Annotated in this window: 12 protein-coding genes; 8 read left to right on the top strand and 4 right to left on the bottom strand. The window is 73.0% G+C overall.

The features are described from left to right. Positions 1-30 precede the first annotated feature (30 nt). The 5 genes from CLV63_RS15155 to CLV63_RS15135 all read left to right on the top strand — a co-directional run bounded on the left by CLV63_RS15155 (position 31) and on the right by CLV63_RS15135 (position 4701). Positions 31-1440 (top strand): polymorphic toxin-type HINT domain-containing protein, encoded by a 1410-nt coding sequence (locus CLV63_RS15155; protein WP_106583669.1) that lies wholly within the window; start codon positions 31-33, stop codon positions 1438-1440. Between the two features lie 37 nt (positions 1441-1477). Further along, positions 1478-1948, top strand: coding sequence for a hypothetical protein (locus CLV63_RS15150; protein ID WP_146165571.1), 471 nt, complete (start codon positions 1478-1480; stop codon positions 1946-1948). 44 nt (positions 1949-1992) lie between these two features. Then, complete coding sequence (locus tag CLV63_RS15145; protein ID WP_106583667.1) at positions 1993-2400, top strand: hypothetical protein; 408 nt, start codon at positions 1993-1995, stop codon at positions 2398-2400. 264 nt (positions 2401-2664) lie between these two features. Then, positions 2665-4227: a polymorphic toxin-type HINT domain-containing protein gene (locus tag CLV63_RS15140; RefSeq protein WP_106583666.1), complete on the top strand. Its 1563-nt coding sequence runs from the start codon at positions 2665-2667 to the stop codon at positions 4225-4227. A gap of 69 nt (positions 4228-4296) precedes the next feature. Further along, on the top strand, positions 4297-4701 hold the full coding sequence (locus CLV63_RS15135) for a hypothetical protein (protein WP_106583665.1): 405 nt from the start codon (positions 4297-4299) through the stop codon (positions 4699-4701). An 84-nt stretch (positions 4702-4785) separates the two neighbouring features. Here CLV63_RS15135 and zwf read toward each other — a convergent pair whose 3' ends face one another. The 4 genes from zwf to tkt all read right to left on the bottom strand — a co-directional run bounded on the left by zwf (position 4786) and on the right by tkt (position 11405). Continuing rightward, positions 4786-6315, bottom strand: a complete 1530-nt coding sequence (zwf, locus tag CLV63_RS15130) for a glucose-6-phosphate dehydrogenase (protein ID WP_106583664.1) — start codon at positions 6313-6315, stop codon at positions 4786-4788. 85 nt (positions 6316-6400) lie between these two features. Further along, entirely contained in the window at positions 6401-8047 is a 1647-nt protein-coding gene (locus tag CLV63_RS15125; RefSeq protein WP_106583663.1) for a glucose-6-phosphate isomerase, read from the bottom strand. A gap of 127 nt (positions 8048-8174) precedes the next feature. Continuing rightward, positions 8175-9281, bottom strand: coding sequence for a transaldolase (gene tal / locus CLV63_RS15120; protein ID WP_106583662.1), 1107 nt, complete (start codon positions 9279-9281; stop codon positions 8175-8177). Between the two features lie 81 nt (positions 9282-9362). After that, entirely contained in the window at positions 9363-11405 is a 2043-nt protein-coding gene (gene tkt / locus CLV63_RS15115; RefSeq protein ID WP_394339781.1) for a transketolase, read from the bottom strand. A gap of 698 nt (positions 11406-12103) precedes the next feature. Here tkt and CLV63_RS15110 point away from each other — a divergent pair. From CLV63_RS15110 to CLV63_RS15100, 3 genes are all read left to right on the top strand, one after another. Then, positions 12104-13057 carry a heme o synthase gene (locus CLV63_RS15110; protein WP_106583660.1) on the top strand — a complete coding sequence of 318 codons (954 nt, stop codon included), beginning with the start codon at positions 12104-12106 and terminating at the stop codon, positions 13055-13057. Positions 13058-13304: 247 nt separating this feature from the next. Next, positions 13305-14204 carry a DUF4132 domain-containing protein gene (locus CLV63_RS15105; RefSeq protein WP_106583659.1) on the top strand — a complete coding sequence of 300 codons (900 nt, stop codon included), beginning with the start codon at positions 13305-13307 and terminating at the stop codon, positions 14202-14204. Then, positions 14201-19078 (top strand): hypothetical protein, encoded by a 4878-nt coding sequence (locus CLV63_RS15100; RefSeq protein ID WP_106583658.1) that lies wholly within the window; start codon positions 14201-14203, stop codon positions 19076-19078. Before CLV63_RS15105 ends, CLV63_RS15100 begins: the two co-directional genes overlap by 4 nt. Positions 19079-19200: the final 122 nt, after the last annotated feature.

The raw sequence follows: 19200 nt of genomic DNA, 5'->3' as shown, positions 1-19200 counted from the left end.
ATTTGTCCCGCTTTCTGAGAGTTGACCCTTATGCGGTGGGTGTGGCGTGCCGAGTCCGGTGCCGGAGCGATCGAGTACGGCGCCCTGGTCGTGCTGGCCGGTGTCATCGTCGCGGCACTGCTCAGCGCGGGCCTGCCGAGCGGAGTGACTCCGGCGGTCACCGCCGCCGTCTGCGAGCTGTACACCGCGGAGCACTGCAAGCCGGAGAACGGCGGCCCGGGCGGACCCGGCGACCCCGACTCCTCGGGCGACCCGACGGCGGGCCCTGACGCCACCGCCGCCGCCGACAGCGGCGACGGCGATGGCGGTCCCAGCGGCGACCCCAAGCTCGACAAGGAGATCGAGGACGCGCAGAAGGAGTACGACGACCTTCTCAAGGAGCACGACGAGAAGAAGGGCGAAGCCGGCGACATCGACAAGGAGTTGATGGATCTCCTCAAGGAGTTGATCGGCTGGGAGGACGCCAAGAAGTGCTTCACCGAGGGCGACATCCTCGCGTGCCTGAAAACGGCGATCACTGCCCTTCCGTGGGGCAAGGCGCTGAAGTTCGTCTCCAAGATCCCCAAGGCGTACAAGCTCTTCGACAAGTGGCGCAAGGGCAGCAAGGCCTACGACAAGATCAAGGGCCGGCTCGACAAACAGAAGAAGAAGCTCGACGACCTCAAGGAGAAGAGAAAGAAGAAGGAGAGCTGCCCGGTCACGAAGCCCGACACCCATCGGGCGCCGAATAGCTTCCTTCCCGGTACCCCCGTTGTGCTCGCCGACGGGTCGACCGTGCCCATCAAGGACGTCGAGATGGGCGACCAGGTTCTCGCCTTCGACCCCCGAACGGGTGAGGAGGGGCCGCGCTCCGTCACCGACCTGGTGGAGGGGACCGGTACGAAGTCCCTCGTCACCATCACCGTGGCCGACGGTGATGGCGGGGATTCGAGTGTCACCGCCACCGCCGGGCACCCGTTCTGGGTTCCCGAGGAGGCCCAGTGGGTCGATGCCGCCGACCTGGACCCCGGAACCCGGCTCCGAACGAGTTCGGGTGAGTGGGCGCGGGTCACCGGCGTCGACGAGCGCGAAAGCGAACGGGAGACCGTCCACAACCTCACCGTCGACGACCTCCACACCTACTTCGTGGCCGCCGGCGGGTCCCCATTGCTCGTGCACAACACGGGCAAGGGCGGTACCACCGGAACGGTCGTCGAGGTCAACAAGGTCAAGATCGTCATCTACTCCAATGACCACGCACCACCGCACGCCCACGTCAAGGGCGGCGGAAAAGAGGTGCGGATCGGTCAGAACGGAAAGCCGCTGAAGGGCGATCCGGAGCTGTCCCCCAAGCAGCGGAAGGTCGTGGACGAGAACATCGGCAAGATCCGCAAGGCGATCCGCGAGGACATGAAGCGGAACAAGGAGAATGAGGACGCCAAGAAGAAGAAGGACTGCTGATGCCGTTGTCGGGGTCGGCGTGTGCGAGGGGGACCAGTTGACGGACCGCGCAGCGGTGGTGCGGCTTCAGCGGCTTGTCGGGGTCGAGGGGTCGGACCTCGGGTCCGACCACGGTCGGTGGCAGGTCTACCGGCAGGCGATCGAACGGCCCGAGGCGTTCGGCCTGCTCCACGAGTGCGTTGCGGGTGAGGACGACCCTGCGCTGGCGTCCTCGGTCGTGGTCGGCGTCCTGGGTCGGGTCGACCGGAGTGAGCGGGACGCCTGGGTCGGCGCGCTCCCCCCGGAGTTCGCGGACTTCGCCCGCAGGCGCGCCGAGGAGTGGGGCGTGCTGGAGGACGTGCTCTCCGGAGACTATCCGGGCGAGCGTGTCGAAGAGGACTCGCCGAACTGGTCGGACTGGCTGCAACTGAAGATCGTGGAAGAGTCCGCTGATCCGCGGGTCCTCGGCCACCTCACCACCGGCGGCAGGACCAAGCGGATCAGGCGGCTCGCACGCGAGTCCCGCTGACGGTCGGTGCCGACCGTGCTCGGAGGCGCGCCAGGGGAGCAGGGTTGTCGTACACGATCGACGTCATCGGCGGCGGGTCCATCGGCGAATCGGGGTTCCTGGGCGTTCTGGGGGCCGCCGGTGCCGAGCGCAACCCCGATGAATGGACGTCGGGGCAGTGGCAGGACGGCGACAAGACCGTCTGGTTCTTCTATGACCCGGACTTCCCGACCCCCGGTCACCTGGAGGACCACGGCGCCGAACTCACCGAGGCCCTCGGGGAGCCGCCCGGGTTCCTGGTCAGCCTTCAGGTCTCGCGCACCCCGGGATCCGAGGAGTTCGCGGTGCGCTTCATCGCCGCCATGGCGGCGAAGTACGGCATCGTCGTCCGGGGGCAGCGGGAACTCCTGCGCCCCGCGGAGGTGGCCGAACGGTGGGCACACCACCGCGACCGTTTAGGCGTCTTCGGCTGAAAGGGCCGTTCGGGTCGCCGAGGGCGGAGTGAAGATCATCGGGAAGATCATTATGGGGAAGTGCGTGGGCGAATGCGGATTCCGTTGAATTCGCGATCTTGAACGGGTTCCCGATTTCGCGGATTCCGGCCGGATAATCGCGGTGTGGTGGGGCTGGGGTGCGCTTTCTGGCCGGAGTCGGCCAGGGGTCGGGGAAGTGTATTGTGACCATTGTCTCGGTATGGTGCACCGGAGTGCTCTCCTCCCTCTCGAAGGCGAGATCCAATGCACTGGGTCTGGCGTGCCGAATCGGGTGCCGGAAAGATCGAATACGGCGCCCTGGTCATTCTCGCCGCGGTGGTGCTCGCGGCCCTCATCGCTTCCGGCCTACCGGCTTCGGTCACGCCCGCGGTCACCTCGGCGGTGTGCGAGCTGTACGACGCAGACCACTGCGATCCCAAGAAGGGCGGCCCCGGCGGGCCCGGTGACGGCCCCGGGGCAGGGGGCGACCCCACCGCTGCCGCGGCCGACCCCACCGGTGGGCCCACCGACGGCCCCGCCACCTCGGGCGACCCCGGCACATCGGGCGACCCCGCGCTCGACCGCGAGATCGACGAAGCGCAGCGGGAGTACGACCGGCTGGCCAAGGAGCACGACCAGAAGAAGGGCGACGCCGACCAGACCGACAAGCTCCTGATCGAGCTGCTGAAAGAGCTGATCGGCTGGGACAAGGCCAAGGACTGCTTCACCAAGGGCGACATCCTGGCCTGCCTGGAGACCGCGCTCACCGCCATCCCGTGGGGCAAGGCGCTGAAGGTCGTCTCCAAGATCCCCAAGGCGTACAAGCTCTTCGACAAGTGGCGCAAGGGCAGCAAGGCGTACGAGCAGGCCAAGAAGCGCCTCGACGACCAGAAGAAGAAGCTCGACGACCTCAAGAAGAAGCGCGACACCAAGCGCCGGGCGCCGTGCCTCGCGTCCGGGAACAGCTTCGTGCCGGGCACCCGCGTGCGCATGGCCGACGGCGCCTACGCGCCGATCGAGTCCATCGATGTCGGCGACGCCGTCCACGCCTTCGACCCGCGCACCGGTACCGAAGGCCCCCGCACCGTTGTCGACACGCTGTCCGACACCGGCCCCAAGGAGCTTGTGGACCTGGGGTTCACGACACCGGGCGGCAGCGGGGGCCGGGTCACCGCGACCGCCGAGCACCCGTTCTGGGCGCCGGGCACCGCCGAGTGGGTCACAGCGGGCGAATTGGCGGTCGGCACCCCGCTGCGCTCGGCCGACGGCCGATGGCCGGAGCTTCGCGGTGCGCGCCCGCGCACCGCGCCGGACCAGCGCGTGCACAATCTGACCGTCGCGGGGTTGGCGACCTACTACGTGCAGGTCGGCGACTCCGACGTCCTCACGCACAACTACAAGTGCGAAGGGCTGGTCGAATACGGGGTCGATGAATTGAGCAAGGCCGCCGACAAGTGCCGCCGCGACAATGCGATCCCCGCGTGGCGCAATGTGGTCGCCGTGAAGGTCAAGGGCCGGTCCGATTACGTGTGCGGGTATTCCGCCGGGACCAAGGACGAATCATGGCATTCCGAGGACGACGTCCTCGACCGGCTGCTCAAGGAGAACAAGAACGACTTCGTCGCCGAGGACATCGAAGAGCTCTACTCCGACCGGCAGCCGTGTTCCCGATGCCAGAAACTCCTCGAGGAGAACCTGCACCCCGATGCGAAGGTCAAGTTCGCCGTAGAATGGCCGCGGGCCAACGACCCTGATTTCGACCGCAAGCGCACCCAGAGCAACGAGCGGCTCGCCGATATGATCCGCGGCGCACGGCGGGGACGCTAGCGGCACCGGTTGCCGCAACGGGCCCGCCCGGGCCGCCCCGTCCCAGCCGCACGCCCCTTGAGGAGCCCCGTGCCCGAGCACGCCGACCGCGAGGTCATGGACGAACGCAACCGGCTCGCCATGCAGGTCGTCGAGGACCTCGCAGCGGCCGGCCTGCCGGTCGTCAGCGAGATCAGCCCCACCTATCAGTCGGGGGTGGAGGTCACGGTCGACCCGCTCGCCGACGAACAGGGCGGGGTTTACGTCACCTGGCGGACCCACGAGATCCTGCGCCGCCAGGCGGTCTACGGCGAATGCCCCCCGGAGATCGCGGAGGCGCGCGCCGACTACTGGCACACGGCCATGGCCACCATGGCCGAGACCCTGCGCGGGCTGCTGGCGGCGGCGGGCTTCGAGGCCGGCCATTACGCCGGCGACTTCCACACCAACACGGTGCGGGTCACGGGCCGCACGGGTGCGCCGCCGGTCGGCTGACCCGGCCGGTCGCACGTGTGGGGCGCCCGTACAGCGGGCGCCCCACACGGCCGGATCTGACGGCGGGCTACCGCCGTGCGCCGCCTACGGGCGGCGCCACTGGCGGCCGTCGCGCGCGAGGAGGTCGTGGGCCGACTCCGGGCCCCAGTTGCCCGACTCGTACTGCTCGGGCTTGCCCTGCGTGGCCCAGAACTCCTCCACCGGGTCGAGGATCCGCCAGGACAGCTCGACCTCCTCCTGGCGGGGGAACAGCGGCGGGTCGCCGATGAGGACGTCCAGGATGAGCCGCTCGTACGCCTCAGGGCTCGCCTCGGTGAAGCTCATCCCGTAGGTGAAGTCCATGCTGACGTCGCGCACCTCCATCGAGGCGCCGGGGACCTTGGAGCCGAAGCGCAGGGTGACGCCTTCGTCGGGCTGGATGCGCAGCACCAGCGCGTTGCGGCCCTGCTCCTCGATCTCGTTGTGGCTGAACATCTGGTGCGCCGCGGCCTGGAACACGAGGGCGACCTCGGTCACCCGCCGTCCCAGCCGCTTGCCCGTGCGCAGGTAGAACGGGACGTTGGCCCAGCGCCGGGTGTTGACGTCGAGCCGCAGCGCCGCGAACGTCTCGGTGCCGGAGTCGCCCGGGATCCCGTCCTCTTCGAGGTAGCCCACGACCTGCTCGCCGCCCTGCCACCCGGCGGCGTACTGGCCGCGCGCCGTTCCCTTGGCGAGGTCGTCGGGCAGGGTGACGGCCGAGAGCACCTTCTCCTTCTCGGCGCGGATCGCGTCGGCGGTGAACGACACCGGCTCCTCCATGGCCACCAGGGCGAGGAGTTGCAGCAGGTGGTTCTGGATGACGTCGCGCGCGGCGCCGATGCCGTCGTAGTACCCGGCGCGGCCGCCGACCCCGATGTCCTCGGCCATGGTGATCTGTACGTGGTCGATGAACGACCGGCTCCACATGGGCTCGAACAGGGTGTTGGCGAACCGCAGCGCCATGATGTTCTGGACGGTCTCCTTGCCGAGGTAGTGGTCGATGCGGAACACCGACTGCGGCGGGAAGACGTCGTCGACGACGGCGTGCAGGTCCTTGGCGCTGGCGAGGTCGTGCCCGAACGGCTTCTCGATGATGACCCGCCGCCAGGCGTCGTCGTCCGACTGCGCCAAGCCGGACCGCTTGAGCTGCTTGACGACGCTGGGGAACAGCTTCGGCGGCAGCGACAGGTAGAACGCGTAGTTGCCGCCGGTGCCCCGCTCCTGGTCGAGCCGGTTCACGGTGTCGGCGAGCCGGTCGAACGCGTCATCGTCGTCGAGCTCGCCCTGCACGAACCGGACGCCCTCGCTGAGCTGGCGCCACACGTCCTCGCGGAAGGGGGTCCGCGCGTACTTGCGCACCGCCTCGTGGGCCTGCGCCGCGAAGTCCTGGTCGGCCCAGTCGCGGCGCGCGAAGCCGACCAGGCCGAAGCCCGGCGGCAGCAGCCCCCGGTTGGCGAGGTCGTAGATCGCCGGCAGCAGCTTCTTGCGTGCGAGGTCGCCGGTGACCCCGAACAGGACGAGCACGCTCGGCCCCGCGATGCGCGGCAGCCGCTTGTCGAGGACGTTGCGCAGGGGGTTGGGCACCGCTCCCTGCATCACCGGTTCTTTCACAACGCTGCTTCCCGTTGAGTGGTGGACGGTGTCGGGGCCGCGGCGCGGGGTGCCCGGCCGCAGGGCCGGGTCACGGGCTGACCCGGCCCAGCGCCTGGGCGACGCGTTCGAGGCCGGCCGCGCGGTCGCGCAGGTGCAGCCGGACGACGGGGCGGTCGCGCTCGGCCAGCGCGCCGAAGTCGCCCAGCGCCTGGGCGAGCTGCAACCGGGCGAAGGTGTAGGGCCGCCCGGGGATGGCGAGGTCGGCCGGGTTGTCGCCGGTGACCTGGAGGAAGACGCCGTTGGCCGGGCCGCCCTTGTGGTACTGGCCGGTGGAGTGCAGGAACCGCGGCCCCCACCCGAAGGTCACCGGGCGCGGGGTGAGCGCGGCGAGCGCCGGGCGCAGCCCGGCGGCGACGGTGTCCTCGCCGCGGTCGAGGTAGCACAGCAGCGCCAGGTAGCCGTCCTCGGGGACCGCGCGCAGCAGGGTGCGCAGGACGGCGTCGAGGTCGGCCGCCCCGGCGAGGCCCGCAGCGGAGTCGGCCGCGGCACCGGCGTGCACCTCCACCGGCCCGTCGACCAGCAGGGGGGTGTCGACCGGCAGGGGGCCGTCGCCGGACTTCTCCAGCAGCGCCTTGGTGTTGTCCTTGGACTCCTGGACGTTGGGCTGGTCGAACGGGTCGATGCCGAGCAGCCGTCCCGCGATCGCCGTGGCGAACTCCCAGGCCAGGAACTGCCCGCCGAGCGGACCCCAGACGGTGGTGTCGGCGAGCGGCGCGTCGGGCGGCCCGGTCTCGCCGAACGCGACCAGGTGGGTGTCGGCCTCGGGGGCGAAGCCCGGCGCCGCGGCGTCCTCGACGACGACCGGCAGCAGGCCGGTGCCGTTCTTGCCGGTGGACTCGGCGACGAGCTGCTCGATCCAGTCGCCCAACCCCGCGGGCGCCGAACCGGCGAGGACGACCTTGTCGTGCCCGGTGAACCCGCCCAGGGCCGCGCCCAGCGCGAGCGCGGGGTTCCCGGTCGGCTCCGACGCAAGGGTCGCCGACAGCGCCTCGGCCTGGTCGAGCAGCGCCTCGACGTCGACCCCCGCCAACGCGGACGGGACCAGCCCGAACGCGGTCAGCGCGCTGTAGCGGCCGCCCACCTCGGGGTCGGCGAGGAAGGTCGGGTACCCCTTCTCGGCGGCGGTCGCCGCCAGGGGCGAACCGGGGTCGGTGACCACGACGATGTGCGCGGCGGGGTCGAGCCCCGCCTCCTCCAGCGCCGCCTCGAACGCGCGGCGCTGGCTGTCGGTCTCGACGGTCCCGCCGCTCTTGGACGACACCACCAGCACGGTGCGGTCGAGGTCGGTGCCGAGCGCGCGGCGCACCTGCGCCGGGTCGGTGGTGTCGAGTGTGACCAGCGGTTTGCCCGCGGTCGCGGCGATGACCTCGGGGGCGAGGGACGACCCGCCCATGCCCGCGAGGACGACCCGGTCGAGCCCCGCGGCGCGCTTCGCGTCGACCTGGCGGCCGAGCTCGGGGAGCAGCGCGCGCGAGGAGCGGGCGAGATCGACCCAGCCGAGCCGGACCGCGGCCTCCTCTGCGGCATCGGGCCCCCACAGCGACGCGTCCTTGGCGGCGAGCCGCGCTGGGACGCCCTCGGCCACCAGCGACGCGATGGCGACGTCGGCGGCCTCGGCCACGGCCTCGCCGAGCACGACCGTGACGTTGCCGCCCTCTACCTGACCACTGCTCACAGCGAACGAACCTCCTCGTTGATCCCCGCGCCGGCCTGGGTCGGCCGCCGGTTGCCGCCCGAAGCCGCCCAGGAGCGGCACGGCCGCCCCGCGCGGCCCACCGGTGGGCCGCGCGGGGCGGCCGGTGCTACGCCTGAGCGGACAACTGCTCGGAAAGGCCGGCCAGCAGGCCCTCCCAGGACTTCTCGAACTTCTCGACGCCTTCGTCCTCAAGTACCCGGACGACGTCGTCGTAGTCGACACCGGCCGCGGCGAGCGCGTCGATGTCGGCGCGCGCCCCGGCGTAGCCGCCCGTGACCGTGTCGCCGGTGATCGCGGCGTGGTCGGCGACCGCTTCGAGCGTGGCCTCGGGCATGGTGTTCACGGTGCCCGGCGCCACCAGTTCGGTGACGTAGAGGGTGTCGTCCAGGTCGGGGTCCTTGACACCGGTGGACGCCCACAGCGGGCGCTGCGGCGCCGCGCCGGACGCCGCCAGCGCCCGCCAGCGCTCGGTGGCGAACCGCTCCTCGTACGCCTCGTACGCCAACCGGGCGTTGGCGATGGCCGCGCGGCCCTTCAGCGCCTTCGCCTCGGCGGTGCCGATGGCGTCGAGGCGCTTGTCGGCCTCGGTGTCGACCCGGCTGACGAAGAACGACGCCACGGACTGGATGTCGTGGAGGTCGTGCCCGTTGGCGCGCGCCTGCTCCAGCCCGCTCATGAACGCGTCCATCACACCGCGGTAGCGCTCCAGCGAGAAGATCAGCGTGACGTTGACGCTGATGCCCTCGGCGAGCGCCGCGGTGATCGCCGGCAGGCCCTGCTCGGTCGCCGGGATCTTGATGAACAGGTTCGGGCGGTCGACCAGCCACCACAGGGCGCGCGCCTCGGCGACGGTGCGCTCGGTCTCGCGCGCCAACCGCGGGTCGACCTCCAGGGACACCCGGCCGTCGACGCCGTTGCTCGCCTCGTAGACGGGACGCAGCACGTCGGCGGCCCAGCGGATGTCGTAGGCGGTGACGGCGCGCACGGCCTCCTCCACCGACACCCCGCGGATGGCGAGGTCGTGGAGCTGGTCGTCGTAGGCGTCGCCCTCCTTGAGGGCCTTCTCGAAGATGGTGGGGTTCGACGTCACCCCGACGACGCCGCGCTCGCGCATCAGCTGCGCGAGGTTGCCGGTGCGCAGCCGCTCGCGGCTGATGTCGTCCAACCAGACGGCGACACCGGAGCCGGTGAGCGCCTGAAGTGGAGTAGCCATGTGCCTCTCGCCTCTCTCGACGGGTTTGCGACGGGCAACGGCGCGAGGGCCCCTCGGGGGTGGGGCCCTCGGCGCCGGACGTCAGTTCCCTGTTGTGGTTCCGTACTCTTTGCCGGTCTTCGCGATACTCGCGTGCACTGCGGCGACGACGCGGTCGGCGGTCAGGCCGAACTGCTCGTACAGGGTCTGGTAGGGCGCCGAGGCGCCGAAGTGCTCCAGGCTGACGGACTCGCCGTGGTCGCCGACGTAGCCGCGCCACCCCAGGGCGACCCCCGCCTCCACCGACACGCGGGCGCGCACCAGCGGCGGCAGCACCTGGTGCCGGTAGGACTCGTCCTGCTGCTCGAACCACTCCACGCACGGCATGGACACGACGCGGGTGGGGGTGCCCTCGGCCTCCAGGCGCTCGCGGGCGTCGACGGCGATGGCGACCTCGCTGCCGGTCGCGATGACGATCGCCTCGGGTGTGCCGCCGGACGCCTCGGCGAGCACGTACCCGCCCTTGGCGGTGCCCTCGGCGGAGGCGAACCGGGAGCGGTCGAAGGTCGGGACGTTCTGCCGGGTCAGCGCGAGCCCGGCCGGGCCGTCGGACTTGCCGAGGACGGTCCGCCACGCCACGACGGTCTCGTTGGCGTCGGCGGGGCGCACGACGTCGAGCCCGTGGATGGCGCGCAGCGCCCACAACTGCTCGACCGGCTGGTGGGTGGGGCCGTCCTCGCCCAGCCCGATGGAGTCGTGCGTCCACACGTAGGTGACGGGCAGCCCCATGAGCGCCGCCAGCCGCACCGCGGGCCGCATGTAGTCGCTGAAGACGAGGAACGTGCCGCCGTAGGGGCGGGTGGGCCCGTGCAGCGCGATGCCGTTCAGGATCGCGCCCATGCCGTGCTCGCGGATACCGAAGTGCAGCACCCGGCCGAAGCGGTTGCCGGAGAACGCCTTGGTGGAGTACTCCTCCGGGATGAACGACGGCTCGCCCTTGGGCGTGGTGTTGTTGGAGCCGGCGAGGTCGGCCGAGCCGCCCCACAGTTCCGGCAGCACCGGCGCGAGCGCGCTCAGGATCTCGCCGCTGGCCTTGCGGGTGGCCATGCCCTTGTCGTCGGCGTCGAACTCCGGAAGGGCCCGCTCCCACCCCTCGGGCAGCGCGCCGGAGGCGAGCCGGTCGTACAGGTCGGCGCGGTCCTCGGCGCCGCGGCGCCACGCCGCGATGAAGCCATCCCACTCGCCGCGCGCCTCGCGGCCGCGGGCCACCGCGCCGCGGGTGTGCTCGATGACGTCGTCGGGCACGTCGAAGGAGGTGTCGGGGGAGAGCCCGAGGACCTGCTTGGTGGCGGCGACCTCCTCGGCGCCCAGAGCGGAGCCGTGGGCCGCGCCGGTGTTCTGCTTGTTGGGCGCCGGCCAGCCGATGATCGTGCGCAGCGTGATGAACGAGGGGCGCTCGGTCTCGGCCTGCGCGGCGAGGATCGCCGCGTGCAGCGCCTCGACGTCCTCGCGGTAGGAGCCGCTGGAGGTCCAGTCGATCGACTGGACGTGCCAGCCGTACGCCTCGTAGCGGGCGCCGACGTCCTCGGAGAACGCGATCTGGGTGTCGTCCTCGATGGAGATGTGGTTCTGGTCGTAGATCAGCACCAGGTTGCCGAGCTTCTGGGTGCCCGCCAGCGCGCTCGCCTCGTGGCTGACGCCCTCCTGGACGTCGCCGTCGGAGCAGATGGCGTAGACGAAGTGGTCGAAGGGGCTCTCGCCGGGCGCCGTGCCGGGGTCGAACAGCCCGCGCTCGCGGCGTGCGGCCATGGCCATGCCGACGGCGTTGCCGACGCCCTGGCCCAGCGGGCCCGTGGTCGTCTCGACACCGGGGGTGTGCCCGTGCTCGGGGTGGCCGGGTGTGAGGCTGTCCCACTGGCGCAGCCGCTTGAGGTCGTCCAGGCTCAGGCCGTACCCGGCCAGGTACAGCTGGATGTACAGGGTCAGGCTGGAGTGCCCGGCCGAGAGCACGAAGCGGTCGCGGCCCTCCCACGACGGTTCGCTGGGGTCGTGCCGCATGATCTTCTGGAACAGCAGGTACGCGGCCGGAGCCAGGCTCATCGCGGTTCCGGGGTGACCGGAGCCCGCCTCCTCCACCGCGTCCATGGCAAGGGCGCGGACCACGTCGACGGCGCGCCGATCCAGGTCGGACCACTCAAGGGTCTTCGAGGTGTCGGTGTTCACGCGGGCTCAGGGCTCCTTTCGGGGGGACCAGCGCACCGGCGTGCCCTGCGGACACGCCCGACGTTGGCCGATGTGGACTGTTGCGTGGTCGAGGCACCGGGTGGGCCCGCCCCCGCGGACGCGGGGGAGCACCGCGGTCCCACTACCCCGGGCCGCTCCGCGGAACCGCCGCCGCGCGGTATCGTGGCGGCGGTGCCCGACGCCGCCCACGGTCCTCGGCGGGAATCCCGGTGGCTGCGGCCGAACGGAGCAGAGGCGACCGCCACCGAGCCTATCGTCCGCGGGGCTCGGCGCCGATGTTCGACACATCTCATTCGCGCGGCCTGTTCCGGCCGCTCAATGCGGGGGAGTGCGTCCCGCGGCGGGCGCACCCGCGCCGGCGGGCACCGGTCGGCAGGGCGCCGTCGCGACCCTGGTGGGGGCGCCCGCCGGGCGAGTACTACAGTATGTCGTTGAAGGCTTCCGCTGCTGCCCCGGGCCAGGTCCGGGCACTCGTGCGGGGCCTGTGGCGAGCAGTGAACTTTCCCTAGTCGGTTGAGGTTTCGCGTGGCTGTGATCCGTGTGCGGAGATGTCCCGGTGTGCATGGGCACGCCGACCTGACCTTGCCCCGACGGCGCTGATGACGGTGTCGAACCACGCCCCCCACGCCGGCGCCGCACCCGCACCGCGCACGCACACGCTCGGCGCCTACGTGCGCGCCTACACCGCGCTGTCGAAGCCGCGCGTCATCGAACTGCTGCTCATCACCACCATCCCGGTGATGTTCGTGGCCGCCGGCGGGGTCCCCCCGCTGGGGATCGCCGCCGCGACACTGGTCTTCGGCACCATGTCGGCCGCGAGCGCCAACGCCATCAACTGCTACATCGACCGCGACATCGACCAGGAGATGCGCCGGACCCGGCGCCGCCCCGTGGCCATGGACCAGGTCACCCCGCGCGGCGCCATGACCTACGGGCTGGTGCTCGCCGCGGCGTCGACCATCGGGTTCGCGGCACTGGTGAACTGGCTCTCGGCGGCGCTGTCGCTGTTCGCCATCGGCTTCTACATCTTCGTGTACACGATGCTGCTGAAGCGGCGCACCGTGCAGAACGTCGTGTGGGGCGGCATCGCGGGCTGCATGCCGGTGCTCATCGGCTGGTCGGCGATTGCCGGGCGGCTCGACTGGGCCCCGTTCGTGCTCTTCCTGGTGGTGTTCTTCTGGACCCCGCCGCACACCTGGGCGCTGGCCATGCGCTACCGCGAGGACTACGCCAACGCCGGGGTCCCCATGCTGCCCGTGGTGGCCACAGAGCAGCGCGTGCTGCTGGAGTGCGTCCTCTACAGCTGGGCCACCGTGGCGGTGTCCTTGGCGCTGTGGCCGGTCGCCGACACCACGCTGCTCTACCCGCTGGTCGCCGCGGTGCTGGGCGGCATCCTGCTCGTCCAGGCGCACCGCCTGCTCGCCCAGGTCCGCGCCGGGGTCACGGGGGCGAAGCTGCGCACGATGGGTTTCTTCCACCTGTCCAACGCCTACCTCGCGCTGCTGTTCACCGCGGTGACGATCGACCCGATCCTGGCCGGCTGGCTCGGCTAGCACCCCGTCGACGCGGTCCCGCCGCGCGGGGCTTCGGACACGGCACCGCCAGTCGCGGCGGACAGGACTGGCGGGAACACTCCAGCGTGGTGCTTCGTGCCGCCGGGTGCTTCGCAGTCCCCTACTGCGCCCGCTTCGCGGATTGTCGCGCAGCGGGGGCCCGCGACGGCAGCTCACCTCCTTCTCCCGAAGGGAGGAGGCAGAGAGCGTTCGCTTCGTGTCGGACCGTCCCGATATAACGGGCCGCATGCCAACCACCCCTCCCGCCACGCCCGCCGCTGCGGAGCCCCTCTGGGTCGACGGCCCAGACGGCTACTCCCTCGGTATCGACGGAACCACGCTCGCCTGCCGCAACGCCAAGGGCAAGCGGCTCAAGTCGGTCCCCAAGAAGGTCCGCGACTCAGCGGAGGCCGAGCAGCTGGTCGCGCTCACCCAGTGGCTCCAGCGCCACGAGCGCGAGTGCCGCGAGCGGATCGAGACCTGGATGCTCGGGTCGCTGCCCGTCCCCGCCGCGCTGCTCGCCGAGGTGTGGCCCGACCCCTCCTGGCGCGGCCTGCTGGAGAACCTCTACGTCGTGCCCGAGGCGGGCGGCGACGGCGGGTTCCTGCGCGGTGTCGGCGAGGACGGCCGCATCGGCGTGGTCGACCTCGACGCCGAGACCGCGTGGATCACCGCCGAGCGCGTCGTCATCGCGCACCCCGTGCACATCGAGGACCTCGACGACGTCCGCGCGTTCGCTGTCGAACTCGACATCCGGCAGGGTGTCGCGCAGCTCACCCGCGAGGTGTACCGCAGGGCCGCCGAGCCGGCCGCCCACGCCCGCAGTGTCGCCGACTACGACGGCGCCGAGTTCCACCGGCTCAGCGAGGCCACCGGGCGCGCCGAGCGCGGCGGGTTCGCCGTGCGCGGCGGCTACGCGGTGTGCCGCGCCGTCGACGCCGGGCGCACCGTCCAGGCGCGCTACTGGATCGGCTCCGACGCCCCCGACATGCCCGCCTACACCGGCGACCTCATCTGGGTCGGCGCCGACGAGCGCCCGCTGCCTTTGGCGGACATCGGCCCGATCGCCTGGTCCGAGGGCATCCGCATGGCCGAGACGATCTACGCCGGGCGCAAGGTGGACGACGACGGGGGGCCGCGCGCATGAGCACCGCATCCGGGCCGGGTGCGGCCCTCCTCGACGCCGGCCTTGCCCCGCTCGGTTCGGCGCCCGGCGGCGAACCGGTCCGCGCCCGCCGCTACACGCACCCCGCACTGGGCGACCGGCCCGTGGTGCGGCTCGCCGGCGACACCAGGTCCCCGGCCGAGGACGCCGTCCTCGGCTTCTTCGGGTTCGGCGCGCCCGCGGCCTCCGCCCCGCTCGCCCTCGGCAGCCCGCAGGGGCTCGGCTACCCGGAATGGGCGCTGGTGCACGACCCGGCGAACGCCGGGGCGGCGCTCGCCGCCGTCGACCCCCTCCAGCGCGCCGCGCGCATGGCGCGCAGCCGCCCCGGTGCCGCCGCCGACGCGTTCACCGCCCTCGCGGCGACCCTCCCGCACGGGCACCTCCCCGCGTTCTGGGAGCAGGCCGGCCGCGCCTTCCTCGCCGCCGAGTCCACGGGGCAGGCCGCCGCCATGTTCGGCCGCGCCCGCGAGGCGGAGCAGGTGCACGCCCTCCCTGTGGACGAGGCCACCCGGCGCGACGTGTTCCTGGAGTTCGCGTTCGCGGGCGCGCTCACCGTCAAGGCGCTGTCCGGCTACGCCGCCGAACTCGCCGGGCGCTACCCGCCCGAGCGCGCCTACACCGAGTTCTGGGAGCTGGCGCTGCGCCGCACGCTCGGCGGGCTGCCGCCCTGGGCGGAGCTGCCCAAGCAGCTCCGCGGGCTGGCGGCGGCGGCAGGGCACGACCCCGGCGGGTCCGCCGATCGCGCGCTGGGCGAACTCATCGAGCTCCCCGCGACCGCCGCGGCGGCCGCGGGCTTCTGGAAGGGCTTTCGCCCCGCTCTGCTGCGGCTCGCCAAGGCCGACGCCGGGCTGCGGCGCACCCTCCTCGGCCTGTTCCCCCGCTCCGACGCGAACGGGTTCCGGGAGTGGTGGCTGGGGCTCCTCGACGCCTCCGGAGCGCTCGACCTGGTCGCCGACCCCGCGGCGGACGTCCCCGGCGGTGCCGCCGCGTGGTTCGCGCGCCTGTCCGACTACGTGCAGGTCGGGCGCTGGAGGATGCCGGCGGGACTGTACGCGCTGGTGCCGCGCGTCGCCGGGCGCCTCATCGCCGACGCGGTGCCGGTCCCGATCGACAAGGGCGGCGAGCACGGCGGAGCCGTCGACGCCGACCTCCTCGACGCCTGCCTCGCCCATGGCGTCCCGGTGGTGGCGCCCCGCGCGCTCACCCGCGTGAACCTCACCGCGTGGCTGGCGGCCCAGGGCGGCGCCCCGCAGCGCGACCTCGCCTCCGCCGTCGCCGACCCCGCGTGGCGCGCCCGCCTGGCCGCCGCGCTGGCCGAGCACGGCGAGCGGGAGGGCATCGACGCCTTCCTCGCCTTCCCGGCCCTGGCTCCGCTGGTGGGCGAGCACCTCACGGCGCTGATCGACGGCTTCGCAGCGGGCGGCTGGCGCAACGCCCGGCGCCGCATCGACCGCCTGGAGAGCGAGATCGCCGGGCCCGCCCTGGACGCGTTCGGCGCGCAGCGCGACGCCCTCGCGGGCGCCGACCTCGCCCCGGTCCTCGGCGCGACCCTGCGGGCCGGGGTCCACGACGAGTACGGCTGGCAGGCCCTTGACGACGCCGCGCGGGAACTCGTCGGCGACCAGCCCGTGCGCCCGCCCGTGCACGCCGCCGGCACCTGGCCGATCCTCACCCTGTGCACCTCCGCCAAGGCCATCGCCGTTGGCCCGTGCGGGCGGGTCGCCGAGCACACCCTGCGGCTGCCCGGCGGCGCCGTCGAACCGCGTGCGGCGTACGTGCCGACCGGGCCGGTCGACGCCAGGGGCGCGGCGCCGGGGGAGTTCCTGGTCGCGTTCCGCCTCGCGAACGAGTGGTCGTTCTACTGGTCGCACGACCCGGCCGACATCGTCAAGGACCACTACGCGGGGCTGCGCACGATGTCCGACCTGCACCTGTCCTACGGGTCCGGGTCGCCGCTGGCCGGCCCCGACGGCGGCCGGATCGAGACCGGCCATGCCATCCGCCCGGGCGACCGCGGCGGCCGACTCCTGCACCGCTTCCACGGCCTGCTCTTCGACGGCGCCACCGTCTGGCGCGGCGAGTTCGACCGCCACCCGAACGAGGTCGACCCCGCCACCGGTGCGGCAGGGCGCACGAGCCTCCCGGCGTTCCTGGCGGCGCAGCCGGCGGGCGGCGCGGAGCGGCTGATGCCCCGGTACTCCACCCTGGCGCCGCTGCCCGCCGAAGCGGCCGACAGCCCTCTCGGCGCGGCAGGGGGGCTCGCCGGGTTCGCCGTGTTCGGCGACGCCCGCCCCTGGCACGAGCGCGGGGCTGGCCCGACCGGGTTCCGCATCGTCGGGGCCGACGGCGCCGAGTCCCGGGTCGCGCTGAGCGGGATCCGGTCCAGCGGCGGCGCGAAGCCGTTCGGCCACCTCGCCTACCCCGGCGGCGCCCGGCACGTCCTCGTCCACGTGGACAAGGGGGTCGAGCTGCACGCCGCCGACGGCACCGGGCCGTTGTGGCGCGTCGGGTTCGGCGACCACCTGCGCCGCGGACCGGTCCGGTTCGTGCCCGAGCCGATGTTCTGGCACTTCCTGCGGCCGCGCGACCCGCGCGCCTCGGCGGTGCTGCGCGCGGTCGGCGACGAGCGGGCGCGCGCCCTGCTCGACGCCGCGATCGCCGACCTCGATGCGCGCGCGGACCGCGAGGTCCCCGCCGGGAGCCTGCCCGCAACGGAGAAGCTGGTCGAGGAGCTCCTCGGGGCCGACGCGCACCCGGCCGTCGCCGACGGCGTCCTCGACGCGGTCGAGGGCGTGGCGAAGGTGGCGCGCCGCCGGACCGCGTTCCTCACGCGCGGGCAGCGGGAGCGGGAAGCGGCCCCGGCGTTCGACCCGGCCCTGCTGGGCAAGGGGCTGGGCGACCTGGTCCAGGCGCGGGGCCGCCTCAAGAACGCCGAAGCGGAGCTGCGCCGGGTCGCGGCGTTCCTCGGCGGCGAACTGGCTCCCGACGCCATGACCGGGCACGGCGATTCCGGGCTCAACTGGGCCGGGCTCACCGGGCGGATCGGCGCCGCCGCGTGGCTGGCCGCGCTCCCGTCCACCGGCGACGGCGTCCGTGAGGCGCTGACGGCGTTCCTGCGCCTGTGGTCCACCACCCCGTTCGCCGACCCGGCGGCGGACCTGGCGTTCGGCGTGGTGCTGCGCCGGGGGAAGAAGGCCGTGTTCGAGGCGGTCGACGGGCGCCGCCGGGCCGACGTGTGGGAGAGCTTCTTCGACCGCGGCCTCTTCGACGACCGCGCCGAGGAGGGGAAGCTCCGCTACTTCATCGAGGTCGGCACGTCCGGCACGCCGCTGCCGCCGCACGGCGACGACATCGTGCTGCGCCGCGCGGCCGCCGACCTGCGGTGGGGGACGGCCGCGCAGATCGGCGCGGTGCTCGACCAGGTCGCCGCGCACGGCCCGATCCCCTGGGACCCTGACGCGGTCGGGGTGCTGTCCGAGCGGACCGGCCTCGGCCGCGGCGCCGCGGCGCAGTTGCTGGCGGGCTGGCCCCGGGGCCACAGCTGGGCGGCCGACTTCCTCGGCAAGGACCTGCGCGGGATCCTCGGCGTGACGGCGGCCGAGGCGCGCATCGGCCAGAGCGAGCTCGGCCAGGGCGGGCTGGGAACGCGCCGCGACGTCCTCGCCTCGGTGTTCCCCGACCCGGAGGCGGAGATCGCGGCCCTGTGGCGGCCCGGCGGCATGCGCACCGCCGCCGAGCGGATCGCCGACGCGTGGGTCGAACAGTTCGGCCGCAAGGAGCCGATCGCGGAGGCGACGCTCGCCCTCGCGGCGGGCGCCGGGCTCGGCGGCGGGCTCCCCGCGATGCTGGCGGCGCTGCGCGCCCCCGAGTCGTCCGCGCCGCTGACCACCGAGGCCCGGGCGCGACTCGTCGGCGACAGCGGGTCACGGCCGATCGTCCGGTACGAGGACGAGGCGACCGAGCGGCTGCCGGACATCGTGTCGACGTTCGCGGCGCTCATCCCGTGGGCGTACGCGGAGCTGCCGGTCGGCGACCCCGTCCGCGCGGGGATCCCCGCCGCGCTGCGGCTGCTCCGCGCGCGCCTCGCCGACCCGGGGCTGCTGTTCAAGGCGTGCTTCTTCCATACGGACAAGCGGATCGCCGACCTGTTCGGCACCGAGCCGTACCGGGCCCCCGGCGGCGCGGAGATCGACGGCGACGTCCGCGACGACGGGCTCACCGTGGCGGCCGCCGGGCGGTACGACATCACGCTGTTCATGCGCCCCGCGCTGCTCGGACACGACGCGCGCAGTACCGCACTGCGCGCCGCGACCGAGCAGGACCCCTACGGGGTGCGGCTGCCGGCGCGGATCGACCTGCTGCGCAGCGACGGCTTCACCGCCATCGCCGAGCGCGTCGCGGCCGCGGGCGGCGGCACCGGTGCGGGCTGCGAGTCGGACCCGGCGGTGGCAGTGCCCGCCCTGGCCGCCGAGGCGGCCGGGCACCTCGGGGTCTCCGCCGACGCCGCGCGGCTGTACCTCCAGTACCTGGCGCTGCTGGAGCCCACGGACGCGAACGTGAAGCGGTGGAACGGGTGGACCTCGGCGCGGCTGCGGGCGGCGGGGCGGGAGCTGGCCGACCACGGGCTCGTGGTGTCGGACAAGCGGGCCCGCGCGGGCCGCTCGCTGTTCCTCCCGGGTGGGTGGCTCGACGCGAAGGCTCCGAACAAGCCGTTCGAGGCGGCGAAGTGCGCACTGTACGGCCTGGTGACCGACACCCTCGGCCGTCCCTCGGGGCCGCATGAGCGTTTCGCGGTCCTGCGGCCGCTGCCGGAGATCTTCGCGCAGGCGTGGGCGGAGCGCGACCGTCAGGGCTGACCCCCGGCGGCCGCCCGGGCGTGCTCGCACGGCCGGGCGGCCATCCCATCCGATGCATGTTCTGTGTATGGTAGAAACATAATTGTTTACGATATATACAGAACATGGACGGCGAGGAGCCG

The organism is Murinocardiopsis flavida (genome assembly GCF_003014485.1).
In the GTDB taxonomy this organism is placed as follows: domain Bacteria; phylum Actinomycetota; class Actinomycetes; order Streptosporangiales; family Streptosporangiaceae; genus Murinocardiopsis; species Murinocardiopsis flavida.
The sequence above is the reverse complement of the archived record's forward strand: the minus strand, read 5'-3'. Positions and strand labels throughout refer to the sequence as shown.

Excerpts from the sequence above, each read along its gene's own strand:
- tal (WP_106583662.1), bottom strand. The coding sequence starts at position 9,281 with ATGGCTACTCCACTTCAGGCGCTCACCGGCTCCGGTGTCGCCGTCTGG.
- zwf (WP_106583664.1), bottom strand. The coding sequence starts at position 6,315 with ATGCAGGGAGCGGTGCCCAACCCCCTGCGCAACGTCCTCGACAAGCGG.
- CLV63_RS15105 (WP_106583659.1), top strand. The coding sequence starts at position 13,305 with ATGCCAACCACCCCTCCCGCCACGCCCGCCGCTGCGGAGCCCCTCTGG.
- CLV63_RS15140 (WP_106583666.1), top strand. The coding sequence starts at position 2,665 with ATGCACTGGGTCTGGCGTGCCGAATCGGGTGCCGGAAAGATCGAATAC.
- tkt (WP_394339781.1), bottom strand. The coding sequence starts at position 11,405 with ATGGACGCGGTGGAGGAGGCGGGCTCCGGTCACCCCGGAACCGCGATG.
- CLV63_RS15100 (WP_106583658.1), top strand. The coding sequence starts at position 14,201 with ATGAGCACCGCATCCGGGCCGGGTGCGGCCCTCCTCGACGCCGGCCTT.
- CLV63_RS15155 (WP_106583669.1), top strand. The coding sequence starts at position 31 with ATGCGGTGGGTGTGGCGTGCCGAGTCCGGTGCCGGAGCGATCGAGTAC.
- CLV63_RS15110 (WP_106583660.1), top strand. The coding sequence starts at position 12,104 with ATGACGGTGTCGAACCACGCCCCCCACGCCGGCGCCGCACCCGCACCG.